General features: G+C 67.7%; 17 protein-coding genes. 7 read left to right on the plus strand and 10 right to left on the minus strand.

Annotated features, from left to right (window positions below; all coding sequences use genetic code 11):
• Window positions 1-14 precede the first annotated feature (14 nt).
• The 5 genes from ftsH to dacB all read right to left on the minus strand — a co-directional run bounded on the left by ftsH (window position 15) and on the right by dacB (window position 6,625).
• Entirely contained in the window at window positions 15-2,147 is a 2,133-nt protein-coding gene (gene ftsH / locus L0M17_RS19985; RefSeq protein ID WP_241056112.1) for an ATP-dependent zinc metalloprotease FtsH, read from the minus strand.
• Between the two features lie 209 nt (window positions 2,148-2,356).
• Window positions 2,357-2,908: a hypoxanthine phosphoribosyltransferase gene (gene hpt, locus L0M17_RS19990; RefSeq protein ID WP_241056113.1), complete on the minus strand. Its 552-nt coding sequence runs from the start codon at window positions 2,906-2,908 to the stop codon at window positions 2,357-2,359.
• 65 nt (window positions 2,909-2,973) lie between these two features.
• Window positions 2,974-4,041: a tRNA lysidine(34) synthetase TilS gene (gene tilS / locus L0M17_RS19995; RefSeq protein WP_241056114.1), complete on the minus strand. Its 1,068-nt coding sequence runs from the start codon at window positions 4,039-4,041 to the stop codon at window positions 2,974-2,976.
• On the minus strand, window positions 4,038-5,147 hold the full coding sequence (locus L0M17_RS20000; protein ID WP_241056115.1) for an Rv3626c family coenzyme F420 biosynthesis-associated protein: 1,110 nt from the start codon (window positions 5,145-5,147) through the stop codon (window positions 4,038-4,040). The genes tilS and L0M17_RS20000 overlap by 4 nt, the downstream gene beginning before the upstream one ends.
• 53 nt (window positions 5,148-5,200) lie before the next feature.
• Entirely contained in the window at window positions 5,201-6,625 is a 1,425-nt protein-coding gene (dacB, locus tag L0M17_RS20005) for a D-alanyl-D-alanine carboxypeptidase/D-alanyl-D-alanine endopeptidase (RefSeq protein WP_241056116.1), read from the minus strand.
• A 213-nt stretch (window positions 6,626-6,838) separates the two neighbouring features.
• Here dacB and L0M17_RS20010 point away from each other — a divergent pair, with 213 nt between their 5' ends.
• Entirely contained in the window at window positions 6,839-7,327 is a 489-nt protein-coding gene (locus L0M17_RS20010) for an inorganic diphosphatase (protein ID WP_241056117.1), read from the plus strand.
• A 178-nt stretch (window positions 7,328-7,505) separates the two neighbouring features.
• On the plus strand, window positions 7,506-8,117 hold the full coding sequence (locus L0M17_RS20015; RefSeq protein WP_241056118.1) for a hypothetical protein: 612 nt from the start codon (window positions 7,506-7,508) through the stop codon (window positions 8,115-8,117).
• A 42-nt stretch (window positions 8,118-8,159) separates the two neighbouring features.
• Here the strand turns inward: L0M17_RS20015 and L0M17_RS20020 are convergent, their stop codons facing one another.
• The 3 genes from L0M17_RS20020 to serS all read right to left on the minus strand — a co-directional run bounded on the left by L0M17_RS20020 (window position 8,160) and on the right by serS (window position 11,663).
• Window positions 8,160-8,996 (minus strand): HAD family hydrolase, encoded by an 837-nt coding sequence (locus L0M17_RS20020; RefSeq protein WP_241056119.1) that lies wholly within the window; start codon window positions 8,994-8,996, stop codon window positions 8,160-8,162.
• A gap of 144 nt (window positions 8,997-9,140) precedes the next feature.
• Entirely contained in the window at window positions 9,141-10,175 is a 1,035-nt protein-coding gene (locus L0M17_RS20025; RefSeq protein WP_241056120.1) for a type IV toxin-antitoxin system AbiEi family antitoxin domain-containing protein, read from the minus strand.
• A 201-nt stretch (window positions 10,176-10,376) separates the two neighbouring features.
• On the minus strand, window positions 10,377-11,663 hold the full coding sequence (serS, locus tag L0M17_RS20030; protein ID WP_241056121.1) for a serine--tRNA ligase: 1,287 nt from the start codon (window positions 11,661-11,663) through the stop codon (window positions 10,377-10,379).
• Between the two features lie 62 nt (window positions 11,664-11,725).
• Here serS and L0M17_RS20035 point away from each other — a divergent pair, with 62 nt between their 5' ends.
• Window positions 11,726-12,778: a diacylglycerol/lipid kinase family protein gene (locus L0M17_RS20035; RefSeq protein ID WP_241056122.1), complete on the plus strand. Its 1,053-nt coding sequence runs from the start codon at window positions 11,726-11,728 to the stop codon at window positions 12,776-12,778.
• Window positions 12,779-12,831: 53 nt separating this feature from the next.
• On the opposite strand, the gene pheA is transcribed toward L0M17_RS20035, so the two are convergent.
• Window positions 12,832-13,755, minus strand: a complete 924-nt coding sequence (pheA, locus tag L0M17_RS20040) for a prephenate dehydratase (RefSeq protein WP_241056123.1) — start codon at window positions 13,753-13,755, stop codon at window positions 12,832-12,834.
• Window positions 13,755-14,078 (minus strand): rhodanese-like domain-containing protein, encoded by a 324-nt coding sequence (locus L0M17_RS20045; RefSeq protein ID WP_241056124.1) that lies wholly within the window; start codon window positions 14,076-14,078, stop codon window positions 13,755-13,757. Before L0M17_RS20045 ends, pheA begins: the two co-directional genes overlap by 1 nt.
• 92 nt (window positions 14,079-14,170) lie before the next feature.
• Between L0M17_RS20045 and L0M17_RS20050 the strand changes: the two genes are divergently transcribed.
• The 4 genes from L0M17_RS20050 to L0M17_RS20065 all read left to right on the plus strand — a co-directional run bounded on the left by L0M17_RS20050 (window position 14,171) and on the right by L0M17_RS20065 (window position 17,680).
• Window positions 14,171-15,604, plus strand: coding sequence for an amidase (locus tag L0M17_RS20050; RefSeq protein ID WP_241056125.1), 1,434 nt, complete (start codon window positions 14,171-14,173; stop codon window positions 15,602-15,604).
• 281 nt (window positions 15,605-15,885) lie between these two features.
• Complete coding sequence (locus tag L0M17_RS20055; RefSeq protein ID WP_241056126.1) at window positions 15,886-16,146, plus strand: hypothetical protein; 261 nt, start codon at window positions 15,886-15,888, stop codon at window positions 16,144-16,146.
• A 49-nt stretch (window positions 16,147-16,195) separates the two neighbouring features.
• Entirely contained in the window at window positions 16,196-16,945 is a 750-nt protein-coding gene (locus L0M17_RS20060) for a potassium channel family protein (protein ID WP_241056127.1), read from the plus strand.
• Between the two features lie 78 nt (window positions 16,946-17,023).
• Window positions 17,024-17,680, plus strand: a complete 657-nt coding sequence (locus tag L0M17_RS20065; RefSeq protein WP_241056128.1) for a hypothetical protein — start codon at window positions 17,024-17,026, stop codon at window positions 17,678-17,680.
• Window positions 17,681-17,903: the final 223 nt, after the last annotated feature.

Below are 17,903 nucleotides of genomic sequence, written 5' to 3' on the forward strand. Positions count from 1 at the left end.
CTATCGGGGGCGGCTCACGCCCCGTGTCGCGGGCCTCGGGACTGACCTTCTTGCGGAGGCTGCGTGTTGCCGGTGAACTCCTGCTCGCCCCCGGTGTGCACGTGCGGATGCTGCGTGTCGAGCGGCTGGTTGCGCCGCGCGTCGTTCGCCTCCTCCTGGGCCTTGATCTCGGCGTCGGTCGCATCGTGATCGTGGTTGGCCTTGGCCTCGAGCTCCTCGCGCTGCCGGCGCTCGTTCTCGGTCTCGACCGGGGGAATGTGCTGCACGGGCCGTGACGCCTTGGACAGCCACACCTCGCGGAAGTCCCGCTTTCGCACGTCGTTGAAGATGGCCGCGATCTCGCGCTGGTTGAGGGTCTCGTGCTCGAGGAGCGCGCCGGCCAGCCGGTCAAGGATGTCGCGATTCTCGGTGAGGATGGCGTAGGCCTCGTCGTGGGCCTGGTCCATGAGGCGGCGCACCTCCTCGTCCACGACGTAGGCGACCTGGTCGGAGTAGTTGCGCTCGTGGGCTGCGTCGCGGCCAAGGAACGGCTCGCCGCCGCCCTGGCCGAGCTTCACGGCGCCGACGCGCTCGCTCATGCCGAACTGGGTGACCATCTTGCGGGCCGTCGAGGTGGCCTTCTCGATGTCGTTGGACGCACCGGTCGACGGATCGTGGAAGACGATCTCCTCAGCAACGCGGCCGCCCATCGCGTACGCGAGCTGGTCGAGCAGCTCATTGCGCGTGACCGAGTACTTGTCGTCCTCGGGGACGACCATCGTGTAGCCGAGGGCACGGCCGCGCGGAAGGATCGTGATCTTGGTGACAGGTGCCGAGTTGCGCAGCGCTGCCGCCACGAGGGCGTGGCCGCCTTCGTGATAGGCGGTGATCTTGCGCTCGAGGTCCTTCATGACGCGGCTGCGCTTCTGAGGGCCAGCCATGACGCGGTCGATCGCCTCGTCGAGGGCGCGGTCATCGATGAGCTGCGCGTTCGAGCGGGCAGTGAGGAGGGCCGCCTCGTTGAGCACGTTGGCGAGGTCGGCACCCGTGTAGCCCGGGGTCTTCTTCGCGACAGCCTTGAGGTCGACATTGCCCGCCATGGGCTTGCCCTTCGCGTGCACGGCGAGGATCTGCTCGCGGCCCACGAGATCCGGTGCCTCGACGGGCACCTGGCGGTCGAAGCGGCCCGGCCGCAGGAGGGCGGGGTCGAGGACGTCGGGGCGGTTCGTCGCGGCGATCAGGATGACGTTGGTCTTCGGATCGAAGCCGTCCATCTCCACGAGGAGCTGGTTCAGGGTCTGCTCGCGCTCGTCGTTGCCGCCGCCGATGCCGGCGCCACGATGGCGGCCGACGGCGTCGATCTCGTCGACGAACACGATCGACGGCGAGTTCGACTTCGCCTGCTCGAACAGGTCGCGGACGCGGGACGCGCCGACGCCCACGAACATCTCGACGAAGTCAGAACCGGAGATCGAGAAGAAGGGGACACCGGCCTCGCCGGCGACGGCTCGGGCGAGGAGGGTCTTGCCGGTACCGGGAGGGCCGTAGAGGAGCACGCCCTTGGGGATCTTCGCGCCCACGGCTTGGAACTTGCCCGGCTCCTGGAGGAACTCCTTGATCTCCTGGAGCTCCTCGACGGCCTCGTCCGCACCCGCGACGTCGGCGAAGGTGACCTGCGGCATGTCCTTCGTGATCATCTTCGCCCGGGACTTGCCGAACTTCATGACCTGGGAACCGCCACCCTGCATGCGGGAGAGCAGGAACCAGAACAGCGCGCCGAGGAGGAGGACGGGAATGATGAGCGAGAGGATCGAGCCGAACCAGTTGTTCCCCGTCGGGACGTCGTTGAAGCCGCCCGGGAGGTTCGCGTTGTCGATCGCCTGAACGACCTCGTTGCCACGGGGATCGACGTAGTAGAACTGGACGTTCTTGCCCTTGTCCGACCCACTCGGATCGACATAGTCGTTCTTCAGCGTCAGGTCAACGCGTTCTTCGCCGTTGTTGATCTTCGCGGACTGGACCTTGCCGTCCTTGATGAGCTGCATGCCCACATTCGTGTCGACCGTCGCACTTCCGCCCGGAGCCAGGGTTCCGAAGGCGATGAGGAGGAGGGCGATCACGACGAGGATCCAGATCCCCGGACCCTTGACGAAGCTTTTGACGTTCATGAACTCGGGGCCGAGCCCCGTCCCTTCTGTTGTGCCGCGGCGCCAGTAACTGCTGGGGTCCCCTGACCCTGCTGCCTTCTGCCCTTGAGCAGTACCGCAACAAGCTATACCGTTCGCAGACCTTCACGCACAGTGGCGGACAAAAGTTCCCCCGAGTGCGCGCCCAAGGCCAACTGCTCGGCGGCGAGCCCGAGATCGGGCACCAGCGGCTACTCGTAGACGTGCGGCGCGAGGGTGCCCACGAAGTCGAGGTTGCGGTACTTCTCGGCGTAGTCGAGCCCGTAGCCGACGACGAACTCGTTCGGAATGTCGAAGCCCACGTACTTGACATCGATGTTGACCTTCGCCGCCGCCGGCTTCCGGAAGGCCGTGCAGATCTCGACCGACGCGGTGCCGCGGGACTCGAGGTTCGTCTTGAGCCACGAGAGCGTGAGACCCGAGTCGATGATGTCCTCGACGATGAGCACGTGCTTGCCCATGAGATCCGAGTCGAGGTCCTTGAGGATCCGGACCACTCCCGAAGACTGCGTCCCCGAGCCATAGGAGGAGACCGCCATCCAGTCCATCGTGACGTGGCTGTGGAGGGCTCGCGCGAGGTCGGCCATGACCATCACGGCGCCCTTGAGCACTCCGACGATCAGCAGGTCGCGACCTGCATAGTCCTCGTCAATCTGGGCGGCAAGCTCGGAGATCCGCTGCTGGATCTGCTCCCGGCCATAGAGGACGTGCTTGAGGTCTGCCTGGACGTCTTGAGAATCCACCTGGGCTCCTGGGACTCGGTCTCGGCTGCGGCTCGGCCAGTGCCAAAAAGGGCCACGGCCCAAGCTCAGCGTCGGGGATGCGATACAAAGACTAGCTTCCCATACTCGGTTCCGGGCGCCGCATCCTTCCTCCGCGGCTGCCGGCGGACGCTCACGTGCCCCGGAACCTCGATCGGACCCGCCGACCCCCGTCGGTCGAGAAGGCGTTCGACGGCGGCGAGCCGCTCGAACGTCGGCTGGCCCCCCAGCTCGACGACGGCGAGCGCGAGGACGCGGCTGCGGATCGCGGCGGGCAGGGCCCGGACTTCCCGGCCCGGCAGGAACACGGTCCCTGGCTCCGCTCGCTCTGCGAGGGAGCCGTACACGCGCCCGGCTTCGGAATCGAGGTAGTCGGCGTCCCGGCCCAGAATCGCCGCCGTCCGAGCCAGCCCCTCGGTGACCCCTGGCCCGAGCTCGGACTCGAGGAACGGCATGATGCCAGTGCGGACCCGCGAGCGCATGTACCGCGGATCGGAGTTCGTCGGATCGAACCATGGTTCGAGGCCCTCGGCCGCGCACACCTCGACCGTGTCCGCCCGCCGCAGTCCGAGAAAGGGCCGCACGTACAGTTCGCGGACGCGGCGCATCCCTCCTAGCGAGCGAGTACCGGAACCGCGGGCGAGCCCGAGCAGGACCTGTTCGGCCTGATCGTCGAGCGTGTGCCCGAGCAGCACACGCTGCGCGCCCCACGCGTTGGCCTCGGCCTCAAGGGCCGCGAGCCGTGCGGTGCGGGCCTCGGCCTCCGGCCCCTCGCCGGAGCGGCGCACCTCCACGGCGACCACCCGCACGGGTGAGAGCCCGAGCTCGAGCAGCAAGCCCGCCGTCGTCCGTGCGACTTCCGCCGTTGCCTCTTGAAGTCCGTGGTCGACGACGACGGCGCCCGCCTCGAGCGGGTGCCCGCCCACCTCGCCCCGTCTGGCGAAATGGGCGACGGCGGCCGCAAGCGCGAGCGAGTCGGCGCCGCCCGAGCAGCCCACGAGGACGCGGGACGGCCAACCGGCCTCCTCCAGCGCATCCTTGACCGCATTCCGGGCACGCCCAACAGCGGGATTGAGGCGGCGCCGTGAGGGCGAGGCGGCGTCCCGGGAGCTCACTCCATCCTCGCGACCCACGCTTCGGGGGCGTGGATCTCCTCCTCGGTCGGCAGGTTCTCGGGCCGTTCCCAGATGCGGTTGAAGCCGTCCATGCCGATCCGGTCCACGACCGCGGTCACGAACTTCGCGCCGTCCGTGTACTGGCGCATCTTCGCGTCGAGTCCGAGGAGCCGGCGCACGAACGATTCGAGCACGCCTCGGTTCTCGCTGCGCGCGTTGTACCTCTGGCGGATGGTCTTGACGCTCGGGACGACGCCGGCGTCGATCGCGTCCATCACGACGCTCGCATGCCCCTCGAGGAGGCTCATGATCGCCGTCAGATGCGAGATCGCGGCCTTCTCAGAAGGGTCCTGGAGCAGGTCGAGGATGGCGCCCCGGCTCGGAACCGGCTGGCTCACGCCCGCCCAAGGGCGGTCGCGGAGCGACTTGGCCACGGCCGCGGCACGCTCCATGAGCGAATCCATGTTCCCGATCAGGCTGTCGGAGAGCTGGGCTACCTGCTCGAGGATGTGGCTCCGGAGCCACGGAGCCGAGGCGAACTGGACCCGGTGCGTCTGCTCGTGGAGGCACACCCACAGGCGGAAGTCCTCGGGGTCGACGTTGAGCTCGCGCTCGATCTGGACGATGTTCGGCGCGACGAGGAGCAGGCGCCCCGCCTCTGGCGCGGTCGAGCCCGGGGCGAGCGCGGAGTACGGCTCGTACTGGCCGAGCACCTTGTTCGAGAGGAACGCGAGGACCGCGCCGAGCTGGGCCCCCGTGATGGCGCCGCCCATGCGTGCCGCGGAGGGCGTGATCTCACTCGCCTTCTTCTCGACGAGCTGCGTCAGGACGGGCCCGAGCATGACCTGGAACCCCTGCGTGTTCGCCTTCGCCCAGGAACCGCGGTCGACGACGAGCACCTGCGAGTCGCGAAGGTCCTCGGCCGCGGCCAGGCCGGTGATGCGGTGCACGTGGGGCACGGCGGCGTCCGCGAGCCGGCGGAGGCTCGCGACGGCGTCGGCGGCCTCCCACGGCTCGAGCTGCGGCCCGGGAGGGCTCAGGCGTGCCGCCGTGGCGGCCGCGAGGTCCCAGTTGATGAGCTGCGGTGCCGTCTCATGGACATCCATACACCCCATCAGACCACACTATGCAGTGGCGAGGCGCGGTATCCGCCGGGTATCTACCGACAGCCGCAGCCGGCGAGTGCGGACGCAGCGGCGTCAACGGCGGCCGCGTTGGCCGGGCTGCCGGGTGTGAGCCCGTTCCCCACGAACGAGAAGACCAGGAGCCTGCCGTCGGAGTCGACGACGTACCCGGTAAGGCCGATGACCGTGTTGAGCGTCCCCGTCTTCGCCCGCACGAAGCCAGCCCCGGGCGAGCTCGGCGGGTAACGCTTCGCCAGCGTCCCGCTGAGGCCCGCGATAGGAAGGCCGTCAAGCGCGCTTCGGAGCCGCGCGTCGTCGCCCGTTGTCATGGCGCGCATGAGCGTGACGAGGTCCGCGGGCGAAATGCGGTCCGAAATGGCGAGCCCGGACGCGTCATCCAGCTGGAGCCCCGCCGTCGTCCCGAGGATGTGCTGGGCAGTCGCCTCGAGCACTGCGCGCGCGCCGGCAATGCTCGCCTCCCTGCCGCTGGCCGCTGCCGCGAGGCGAGCGAGCGTCTCGGCCGCGTAGTTGTCCGACTCCTGAAGCGTGTAGGCGAGCTGGTCCGCGACGGGGGACGAGGCGACGCTCGCGAGCTGCTGCGCGCCCTTCGCCGCGGGGGCGAGGCTCACGCCGTCGGCCACGTCCGCCCCTGGCCCGAGCGCTGCGGCGAGCGCGTCGCGGAAGGCGGTCCCCGCGGCCATCGCCGGATCTGCGGGGCGGGGGCCCGAATCGCCGGGCTGCGTGCGGGCGATGTTGAGGGCGATCGGGGCGATGGGCGCAATCTGGCCGGCCTCGACGTCCTCGGGATCCCACGCCGGATTGATCGGGGCGCCGGTGAAGAGGGACGTATCGAGCTGGACCGAGAGCTGCCCGTGCACGGGCCCGAGGGCGGCGGCGGTCTCGCGCGCGAGCGTGGCAAGGCCTGCATGCCCCACGACCTGTCCCGGCTGGGATTCGCCGGCGCCGAGGAAGACGTCGCCGCCAGCTACGAGCACGACGCTCCCCGGTGTGCTGCCCCGTTCCACGCGCGTCTGGAGGACGGCGTCCGGACCGAGAGTTGTGAGGACTGCCGCCGCGGTCAGGAGCTTGAGGTTCGACGCCGGGGCCACGGGCTCGTTGCCAGCCCGGCTGTAGAGCGTCTGCCCGGTCAGCCCGTCGGCCACCTCGCCGCTGAAGCTTCCCCCGTCCGAGACGAGAAGGCTGTCGAGCTGCTTCCCAACCGACGCGGGCACAGGTTCCGGAGCGGTACCTGTGAGCGGCGTCGCCCCTGCGAGCGGCGCGTCCGACGACGGCGGCGCCAGCCACGGAGGGGTGCTCACCGAAGGCGTCGGGCGAGGGAGGAGCGGGGCGGGGAAGGCCGGCCCGACGACCGCGCCGACGATCGCCGCAACCACCACGACGAGGAAGGAGACGAGGCCCCACGTCACGGCTCGGTGGGCGCGGTCGGGCGACGGGATCATGCGTTGTGGTCCTGGGGTCGGGCTTGTGCGGCGGGCTGCGCTGCCTCTGCGCGGTTCTCTAGGGACAGGTCCCTGGGGAGGGGTCTCTGGAGAGAGGCCCCTGGGAGGGGTCTCTGGAGAGAGGGAGGTGCGCACCCCCAGTGCAGATATCCTCAATACTAAATGCCGCCCAAGACACTGACTGCCGCCACTGGCACGACCTCAAGGAGCACCATGAAGCACGACGTCACCATCGAGATCCCCCGCGGATCCCGCGTCAAGTACGAGGTGGACCACGAGACCGGCCGCGTCCGCTTGGACCGCGTCCTGTTCACCTCGATGCAGTACCCCACGCACTACGGCTACTTCGAGAACACCCTCGGGGAGGACGGCGATCCGCTCGACGCGCTCGTCTTCTACCCCGACGTCGACCTCTTCCCGGGCATCCTGCTCGAGGCGCGCCCGATCGCGATCTTCAACATGGAGGACGAGTCCGGCGGGGATGCCAAGCTCGTCTGCGTCCCCGCGGACAAGCGCTTCGACCACATCCAGGAGGCCTCGGACCTCGACGAGTGGCTCGTCAAGGAGATCGAGCACTTCTTCACCCGCTACAAGGACCTCGAGCCGGGCAAGTGGGTCAAGCCCGCGGGCTGGGCGGACCGCGCCGCCGCCGAGACCGAGCTCGAGGCATCGATCAAGCGCTTTGGCGAACAGGGCCACTGAGCCCTCCCCCAGGGAAAGGTGACCACTCGTCGTAGGAAAGGTGACCACTCCCCACAGGAAAGGTGACCACTCGTCACTTCCGACGAGTGGTCACCTTTCTTTCGTCGAGTGGCCACATCTCGCCCGACCCGAGGCCAGATCTCGCAGATCCCACACCCGTTGGCACTAGGCTCAGACCATGTACACGGTCACGATCAATCAGCGCGACCGCGCACCGGGTGACCGCGTTCCGCAGCTCCTCCGCGCGCTCACACGACTCACACCTGACGTCCCCCTCGCGCGAACCATCGGCGACGAGGTCCAGGGCGTCTTCTCCACGCCCGAGCCCGCGGTCGACGCAGCCCTTTCCGCCATGCGGGCGGACGCATGCGGTGGCGTCCGCTGGAACGTCGGCATCGGCGTCGGCCCTCTCGGGGAACCCCTGCCGAAGGAAATGCACGACGTCACTGGCCTGGGGCTCGTCTACTCTCGCCGCGCCGTCGAACGCGCCCAGCACATCAAGGACGAGGGTGCGGTGGCTGTCGACGGTCCCGACCGGGCCCTCGCTGCGGAGGCCGGCGCCGTCCTCCGGCTGCTCGCCCTCACCGTGGCGCGGCGCACGACGGCGGAATGGCGGGTGCTCGAGCTCCTCACCCCTGGCGTGCGGGGCCAGCAGAAGGCAGTCGCGGAGGCGCTCGGCATCACGGCACAGGCCGTCTCCAAGGCGATCGCTAGAGCCCACTGGAACGAGGAGTTCGACGCCCGGCCGGCCGTTGCGCACCTTCTGCGGCTCATGCTCGAACCGCGCTGACCGAGCCCGTCAGGCCAGCACCTAACTCGTCAGGCCGGCAGGTCAGACGAGCGAGCGAAGCACCGCAACGAGACCGTCCTCCTCGACGGCGGACGTGACCTCGTCGGCCGCCGCCTTGACCTCATCGGGAGCCTGTCCCATCGCAACCCCACGCTCTGCCCACTGGAGCATCTCGATGTCGTTCCGCCCGTCGCCGACCGCAACGGTATCGGCCGTGTCGATCCCGGCGCGGCGCCGGATCAGCTCGAGTCCGCTCGCCTTTGTGACCCCCTGGGCGGCGATGTCGAGCCAAGGCGTCCAACCAACCGAATAGGTGACGCCATGCAGTCCGATGGCCTCGACCGCCTCGCCGAACTGCTCGGCGGTCGCATCGGTCGAGAACACCACGAGGCGGACTGCGGTGAGTTCGAGGAGCTCCTCGAAGGAGACGCCTTTGGCCTCGACGCCGAAGCTCGGATCCTGGAACCGCTCGGTGGAGAAGAAGTTCCCCTCATGATCCTCGATCGCGTACTTCGCGCCCGGGAGCCGGTGGCGCAAGGCGAGGAGCGCGACGGAGGGGTCGAAGACGCGACGGTCGAGCACCGTGTACCCGCCATTCGAGCCGGCCTCGATCCGGGTCACGACGCCGCCATTGGAAGAGACAGCGTAGCCGCGCTCGATGCCGAGCAGCTCGACGATCGGAAGGGTGGCGCCGAGTGAGCGCCCGGTGGCCACGACCACCTCGTGTCCCGCCGCGACGAGAGCCTGCCCCGCGGCGCGGACGGCTCGGCTCATGTGACCGTCGTGATCCACGAGAGTGCCGTCCACATCGAGAGCGACGAGTTTGGGAAGTGCTGGAATCGGCTGGTCATCGATGCCAGCCCTGATCGTTGTTGTCATGGATCTAGTGAACCACTCCCGGCCGACAACCCCCTGAGGGGGCTGCGGACAGGGCGTGAACGGCCAGCAAATACTTGTGCCCCGGGTTTCGGTCTCAACCCTGCGGTTGAGCCCGCGGCATTGTCCGAATGAGGGGGCTGGACGCTAGCTCGCACACGGAACCCCTGCTCTGTGCAGGATCGTCGCAAACCGCTCCGGATGAAGCAGATCGTCCCAGCCCCACCGAACAACCCGCTTGCCCACGGCCCTGATCTCGTCCTCCCGCCTCTTCTCCGCCGTCAGCACCTCGACCGGCGTCCGTCCGCTGAGATCTTTGGCTCGCGTGTACTTCATGAGTCCATCGAATTCCCCAACCAACCGCAGTTTCGGCCAGTAGAAATCGACCCGCGCAATGCGTCGCCCGTCTCGATGGATCCATACCTGAAGCTGCGGAATTTCGAAGCCGAGCTCCGCCATGAGAGCTCGGCTGTACGATTCCCCCACCGATTCAGCCTGCTCGTCGGCGAACCGGACTACGGCAACCATCCGCCGTCGTGCGGCCTGAAACGGCAGGTCACCTGCCAACGCCAGCAGGGCCTCGCGTGACCTCCTTGCCGAGTGGAGACCACGGCCAGCAAGGACGGCGTCTGTGAGAACCACGGCATCAACGAAGGGGAGCCGGTGCAGTGTGTCCGAAAGCGCAGTGTCGAAAGGCTCGACCGGCAGAACCAGGCCGAGGTTGGGAACGCGCAATGCCGTGGGCTGGATCTCTGCGGCTAGATGACGCGCATCCGGGAAGCCCATTGGAAGTCTGCCGTCCCGTAACCCAAGGTCGGGGTGCTCCGCGAGAATGGCGGCTGGGTTGCCGTAGAGCCCAGATACTGGAACCGAGCCGACAGCAGAGCGCCGGGGCGTGCGATAGCGGACATGCGAGGGGACTTGGCGGAACTCGAGCCCCCACGCGACGAGAGCGGTCTCCCGACACAGGATCGGCGCGGGTCCGGATACTGCCAACGAAGCGGTTGTGAGCGCATAACGGTTCGAAGCGGTGCCCCTCAGCCACTCTTCGGTTGGCAGGTAGACCCCGCGGCGCAGGCGGACGAGACGACCTGCGGCATAGCCGCGGCTCAAGGACCTAGGATCGCGTCCTGTGCGGGCCTCGGCAGCCGCACTTTGGAAGCGGACGGTGGGAAACTGCATGGGTCCAGCCAAGCGCGGCGGGTCTGCGTCCCGCCATCGCGATCGGTCTTATGTGGACAACCACCGAAAATGCCCCGAGTTTCGGACGTCGCCCTGCGGGAAAGCGGGGGGCGATGTCCGAATCCCAGGGCAAGCCGGCCCGGGGCAAACTGGCTCAGGGCAAGCCGGCTCAGGGCAAACCCAAACCGAGGTTGGCCCGAGTCAGAGGACCGGGAGTACCTCTAGGCCGCCGAGGTAGGGGCGGAGCGCCGAGGGCACGGTGACCGAGCCGTCCGGATTCTGATGATGCTCGAGGATGGCTACTAGCCACCGGGTCGTGGCGAGCGTGCCGTTCAGCGTCGCGACGCTGCGCGTGCCCTTCGGTGCGCCGTCGCCGTCGAACATCCGCTCCCGGATGTTGAGCCGCCGCGCCTGGAAGCCAGTGCAGTTCGACGTCGACGTCAGCTCGCGGTAGCGGCCCTGGGTGGGCACCCATGCCTCGCAGTCGAACTTGCGGGCGGCGCTCATACCCAAGTCGCCAGCCGCCGTGTCGATGACGCGGTAGGGAAGCTCCACCTTCGCGAGCATCTCCTCCTCCCACGCGAGGAGCCGTGCATGTTCGGCCTGGGCCTGGTCGAGCGGCACGTAGGAGAACATCTCGACCTTGTTGAACTGGTGCACACGGATGATGCCGCGCGTGTCCTTGCCGTGCGAACCGGCCTCCCGCCGATAGCAGGACGACCAACCGGCGTAGCGGACGGGACCGTTCGAGAGGTCGAGGATCTCGTCCGAGTGGTAGCCGGCGAGCGGGACCTCGGAGGTGCCCACGAGATACAGGTCGTCCTCAGCGAGACGGTAGATCTCGGCGTCGTGCTTGACGTCGAAACCCGTGCCCTGCATCGTCTCGGGACGAACGAGAGTAGGAGTGATCATCGGGGTGAAGCCAGCGGCGATCGCCTGGTCGAGCGCCATCTGGAGAAGGGCGAGCTCGAGTCGTGCGCCGACGCCCTTGAGGAAGTAGAAGCGGGCCCCCGAGACCTTCGCCCCGCGCTCCATGTCGATGGCACCGAGCAGCTCGCCGATCTCGAGGTGGTCCCGCGGCTCGAAACCCTCCGCAGCGAAGTCGCGCGGCGTGCCCACGGTCTTGACGACCTCGTAGTCGTCTTCGCCGCCCGAGGGAACGCCATCGATGACGAGGTTCGGGAACACCCGAAGCAGTTCGTCCTGCTCGGCCTGCGCCGCATCGGCGTCCGCAGAGGAGGACTTCACCTTCGCGGCGAGCTCCTTCACCTCGGCGAGCAGTGCCTGCTTCTCCTCGCCCTTGGCCGCTGCAACCTTCTTGCCGAAGGCGTTCTGCTCGGCACGGAGCGTCTCGTACTGGGTTAGCGCCGCCCGCCGGCGGGAATCAGCAGCAAGAAGCCGGTCCACAAGGGACTCGTCCGCGCCGCGCGCACGCTGGCTGGCCCGGAACTTCTCGGGGTTCTCGCTGAGCTCTCGAACGTCGATCACGCCCCCTAGCCTAGCGGGAGGCGCCCGTCCGTCTCGCCGCCGCGGGATAGAGTGAGGAAACCATGCGCAATTGGATCATCGCTGGAGCCGTCACGACGGCTGGGGCCGTCGCGGTCACCAGCTGGTGGGGAGTGCGCAGACTGCGTGAGCAGCACAGCAGGAGCGCGGTCGGGGAACCCGCGCAGGCACCGCCGCCGGGCCACCAGCAGGTCGCCGTGATCCTGAATCCGACGAAGGCGCGGGCGGCCGAGGCCGAGATGCTCATCGAAGCTGCGTGCCGCGGAGCCGGCTGGCCCAAGCCGATCGTCTTCGAGACGACGGCGGAGGACCCGGGCCATTCGATGACCCGGCAGGCGCTCGAGGCGGGGGCCGACGTCGTGATCCCCTGCGGCGGCGATGGAACAGTGCGCGTCGTCGCGGAGGCCCTCGCTGGGAGCGATGTTGCCCTTGGTCTCGTGCCGCTGGGCACGGGAAATCTGCTCGCGCGGAACCTCGACCTCGACCTCACCCGCATCTCGCAGTGCGTGCACACGGCGCTCTTCGGCAGGCAGCGGCGCATCGACACCGCCACGATGTCCCTCGAGGATCGGACGACCGGCAAGAAGTCGACCCACACGTTCCTCGTCATCGCAGGCATGGGCATGGACGCCGAGATCCTCAGCGACACCAACGAGGACCTCAAGCGCGCCGTCGGCTGGATCGCCTACACGGAAGCCGGAATCCGGCACATGCCGGGGCGGAGGCGCAAACGTGTGGACATCTCACTCAACGACAGCGACTTCCAGACCCGGCGCGTCCGCAGTGTGCTCTTCGCGAACTGCAGCAAGCTCCCGGGCGGAGTCGACTTCATCCCCGAGGCCTACATCGACGACGGCGTGCTCGACATCGTCATCATGAGCCCGCGCAGCCTCATCGGCTGGGTCGCGATGTACATCAAGATCCTGTTCCAGCACAATCACCCGCTCCCCGTCATGTCCTTCTACGGGGCCCAGAAGGTGCGCCTGCGCAGCGCCGAGCCCCTCGAGACCCAAGCAGACGGGGACCCGACAGGTCCGGCTACTGACATCGAAGTCGAGGTCCATCCACTCTCGCTCCTCGTCCGGGTCACCCACTAGGCACCTCACACGCCCAGATCCGAGCACGACGGCGGTCGCTCGCCTCGCGCGGATCAGTCGCCGAGGATGGACCTCACCCAGTCGCTGCCGGCGTCGAACGCCGTGTCGCTGTTGTGGGGGCTGACCACTGGCTCGGCGCCGTCGGCTCGCGGGTACGAGCCGAGGAAGCGCGTCTGGGGGCTCAGGCGGTGGAGGCCAGCCAACGCGTCGGCAACGCGAGCGTCCTGCGCGTGGCCTTCGGCGTCGATGCTGAAGAAGTAGTGGCCGAGGTATTCGCCTGTAGGCCGTGACTCGATGCGGGAGAGGTTCACCCCGCGCGAGGCGAACTGCTCGAGGATCTCCATGAGCGCACCGGGGTGGTCCTGGGGCAGCGGGATCGCGACCGTCGTCTTGTCGGCCCCCGTGCGCGGTGGGAGCGGCCCCGGGCGCGACACGAGGATGAAGCGGGTCACGGCGCCCGGGTTGTCTCCGATGCCTGCCGCGAGGACCTCGAGCTCGGGGTGCTCCTCCGCCACGATCTGCCCACAGATCGCGGCGTCGCCCGGCCGGAAGGAGGCCTCCAAAAGGGCTAGCGCTCCGGCCGCTGTCGAGGACGCCGGCTCATATTCCGCAGAGGGAATATTCTCGCGCGCCCAGCGGCGGCACTGCGCCCACGCGTGGCCGTGGGTGCAGACCCGGCGCACGTCCTCAAGCCTCGTCCCAGGGCGGGCAACGAGCACGAAAGTGATCGGCACGAGCTCCTCGCGCACGATTCGCAGCTCGGGACCGGTCGAGATCGCGTCCAAGGTCGCGGTCACGCCGCCCTCGACCGAGTTCTCGATCGGCACCATGGCAGCATCGGCGCCGCCAGAGCGCACCAAATCGAGCGCCTCGGGAACGCTCGCGGACGGCACGCGCTCCGCCTCGCGGGCACCGGGAACCTTGAGGAGTGCAGCCTCGGTGAACGTCCCGGCCGGGCCGAGGAACGTGTAGAGCACTAGAGAACCGTGGGCTGCTGCCCGTTTTCCGAGACAAGTGCACGCCCGGACTCGAGCCAGGCATCCATGCCTCCAGCGACATTCATTGCCGAATAGCCTTGGTCCACGAGCCAGCTTGTCGCGCGCGCAGAACGGCCTCCGGTGCGGCAGACGACGAGAAGGTCCTCATCCGGATCGAGCTCGCCCAAACGCGCGGGCAGCTGATCCATCGGAATGTGCACGGCACCTTCGGCGTGCCCGGCCTCCCACTCGTAGTCCTCGCGGACGTCGAGCAGCGTGCCGGCGGGCAGGGCGTCGACGCGGACGGATTCGAAGTTCGCCATTGCGGTTCCTCCACTGAAACTGGCGCAGAAAGTTGGATTCTGCTTCAAGCCTATAGTGGGAAGGCCGGTGCGGATGCCGGGAGGGAGGCGGCATGGACGACGGCGTGGCCCGCCTTTCCGCGCGCGGCCTCCGCGACGCCCTGCGCGCCGGGGAACTCTCGGCGAGGGACGCCGTCGTGCACTTCCTCGGCGAGATCAGCACGCGCGACTCTCACCTCGGGGCCTTCGTCACAGTGACCGCCGAAGCCGCGCTGGCCGAGGCCTCGGCGGCCGACGACGCCCATGCGGCCGCGCGCCGGGCCGGCGACCTCGAAGCACTGCCCCCGCTCCACGGCATGCCGACGGCGTTCAAGGACCTCGTCGATGTAAAGGGCGTGCCGACGACGTATGGGAGCGCCGCCGTCGAGCCCAGACCGGCACCGCACGACGCCCCGATCGCCGCCGCCCTGAAGAGGGCAGGGGTCATCTCCCTCGGCAAGACCCAGGTACCCGAGTTCGGGCTCACCGCCTACTCCGAGAACCGCGTGGCCCCGCCCTCGCGCAATCCCCACGCACCAGCCCTCAGCTCCGGCGGCTCCTCGGGAGGTTCGGCCGCGGCGGTTGCCGCAGGAATGCTCCCGTTCGCGCCCGGGAGCGACGGCGGCGGATCGATCCGAATCCCGGCGGCAGCGTGCGGGATTGTCGGGCTCAAGCCGGGCCGCGGACTGGTTCCCCAGGCCGAGTCCCCGGGGGATGCCGCCCGGCTCGTTGTCTCCGGTCCGCTCGCACGGACCGCTGAGGACGCAGCTGTGCTGCTCGATGCGCTCGTCGACGGGGACCGCCACGGCCGCCACGCGGCGTCGTACGCGGACGCCATTGCGTACGACCCCGCGAGACTCCGCATCGGCGTGGCCCTCGCGAGCCCTTGGGACCACCGGTACCGCATCCAACCAGAGCCCGAGGCTCTCGCGGCGCTCGGCGCGGCGATCGCTCGCCTGGAAGCGGAGGGCCATCGTGTTGGCGAGGCCGATGTGCGCTACGACAATCGGTACCCCGACGCGTTCACGGCGGCGTGGACAGCCGGAGCGGGGACGCTGCGCATCGCCCCCCACCGCGAGCCGCTCCTCACGCCGCTCACCCGCGCGTTCCGGCGCCGCGCGCAGCAGAGGAGCCGGGCGAAGCTCGACGAGTGCCTCCAGTTCTTGCGGGGATTCGAGCGGGACACGATCGCGCAGTATGCGCGGTGGGACGTCATGCTCATGCCTGCCCTCGCGCAGACCGCGCGCCCGGTCGGCTGGTTTTCTGGGCCGGAATGGCGGACGACGGCGGACGACGACTACGCGAGGCAGTGCGAGTTCGCGCCGTGGTCGTCGATGGTCAACGTCTGCGGACTTCCCGCCGTGAGCGTGCCGACCGCGTGGACCGAACTCGGGCTGCCCATGGCGGTGCAGCTGGTCGGGCCGATGGGTTCGGAGGCGCGCCTTCTCCAGCTCGCGCGGATCCTCGAGACGCCGAGCGCTGGGGCTGGGCCCGGAGCGTCTCAGTAGTTGTAGCTGAACCACCCAGCACGAACGCCGCCGCGGCACCCGAGTGAAGAGAGATTTGCGTGAACCTCACGGCGGGCTGCAACAGGGCAAGTGCCGAAAGGATGGCCGCGAGCGGATTTATCCGACTGCGATAACCGGCCAGCGCAAGCCGCCGAAATTGGGCATGGATGAAACGAAAGGAGTCCCCCTTCGGAACCGAAAGCCCAGGCGGCACGGAAAGGGAGAGTCCCCGGGCAAATGTCCGGGGACTCTCCACCCCCAATCGACAGGAGAAGCGAGCTATGAACTCTGAGGGATCGGCCTTGATCGGCCTCGACCAGCGGCAGTGGGACGCCCTGCCGACGATGACCCGGCACGTCCTCGGGAACGTCCACCAGGCGTACGTGTCGCGCCTCATCGGGCACCACCCGCCGGCGCCGTCGTCCACCGGCTTCGCGTGGCGGCTCATCGTCCACCCGGGAGACGAGGACAGGATGCGCGGGATCGTGCAGGACGTCGTGGCAGGCAGCGACTCCGCCGCGGCCGCCTACCTCTACGGCTAGGACTCGGGCAGTGGGACGTAAGGTGTCAAGAGATATGGGGGGTGCAAGCATGAAACGCCAACGTAACCCGATGCTATTTGACTTCCTAGTGCTCGGTGTCAATTTGCTGGTCCAAGTATCCGGATGGGTCATCTTCGTAATTATCCTCCCGGTCGGGACCGGGAGCCTCATGGACCAGCCACTTTTTTGGTCGTCGATTCCAATCATTGGCGTATGGTTCTTGGCGTCTATCGGTGCCAGCACCACTAGCCAGAGCCCTTGGCCAACTATCGCAAACCTCGTCTACGCATTGTCCACCGTTGTTTGGTTCTTCTCGATGATGTATTGGATCATTGGCACGCCCGTCAATTTTGGCGGTTCACAGCTTTCGAAAGTCGATGCGATCTACTTTGCGCTTGGAATGCTGTCGACTGCGGGAACAGGAAGTTTGTCCCCAACGAGCGACACAAGCCGTCTGCTTGTGTCGATGCAGATGCTCGTTGACATCGCCTTCACAGGGTTCGTGCTCGTGTTGGCGGTCACGCGACTGGGCGAGCACCTCGGTGGGGCTCGTGCGCTGTCCACCTCTCTGAGCAAGATTTTGGCCCCTCAGAACAATAGGCCGGCGAAGCAAAAGGCCACCGACGGTTTGGCGTCGAAGGCCAGAGACGAAGTGCCCGGAGACCGTCAGGCCCCCACTGGAGACCCGCCCCCAAGAGTGAATGCCTACCCTATGCCCCCGGCGGCCCTTGTCTTGTCCCCTGCCCCAACGGGACGGGAAGATCCATCATTAAACGCAGAGAACAACGGGGGGAAGTGACCAGGAGTGCAGCCTCAGACAACGGATGCCAACTTCCGGAGGCATGTTTGCGTGCTCGTGCGAAAGTGGGATCAAGCGATGTCGACCATGAAAGCCCCTGGCGCAGATGCGAAGGTGGATTTCAACGTGATCGGCTACACCCAGTGCGTGGCCGAGTTGGTGGTAACGCATCTGGAGACCCCCGAGAATCGAAAGATCACTCGGACAATGCTAGTGAGGGGAATTCTTGAGTTCGGAGTCACGGCCTCTTGGCTGAGAGGCAAAGGTGATGCTGGGCTCGCGGCCCTGAGATCGGAGTTGTATCGGACGAACACGAACGCCGCGTTGGAGCATGTGAAGATTGGTGAAGAAGGGAGCCGGCTCGTAACTCTCGCTCAAGAACACCTCGACTCGCCGTCTCCTGAGTGGAATGAGCTCGTTCCCCAAGCCAAATTCTTCGAGCAGAAGTGCAAAGACATGGATACCGACCTGCCTCTGTATGTGCTGTACCGGGACTACTCGCAGTTCTGTCATCCATCGCTCGGGACGCCAGGCGTTCACCTCCCCGAGAAGGGAGACCCGGAGGGGTGGCACTTCGACCGGCCGCCCGTACAGGTCTTTCTGCCGTTCGTATGGGCTGTGAGCGCATCCAATCAGTACCTCAAGGACGCGGGAATCACCACAACCCTAAACGTCATCGGGAGCATGATCCAGGACCCCATCGGGCTCACGGTGAAAACCGCCGGAACCCTCTGAGAAGCGCTAGAGGGTCAGGAACGCGCCAGAGCAGGACGCTCAGACGCGCCGGAGGGACACGACGCTTCGGAGGCACCTCGAACGGCCCTCAGCAAGCGTCGCCATGGGACACGCTTTGCTATCGGTCACAATGGCGCAACGAAACCGAGCCCAGCCCTCTCAGCCGTGGTACGCTGGCAGACATAAACACCGGCCCCGCTGTTAGCAGTTGCTAACAAGGGCC

The organism is Sinomonas terrae, assembly GCF_022539255.1.
Lineage (GTDB): Bacteria > Actinomycetota > Actinomycetes > Actinomycetales > Micrococcaceae > Sinomonas > Sinomonas terrae.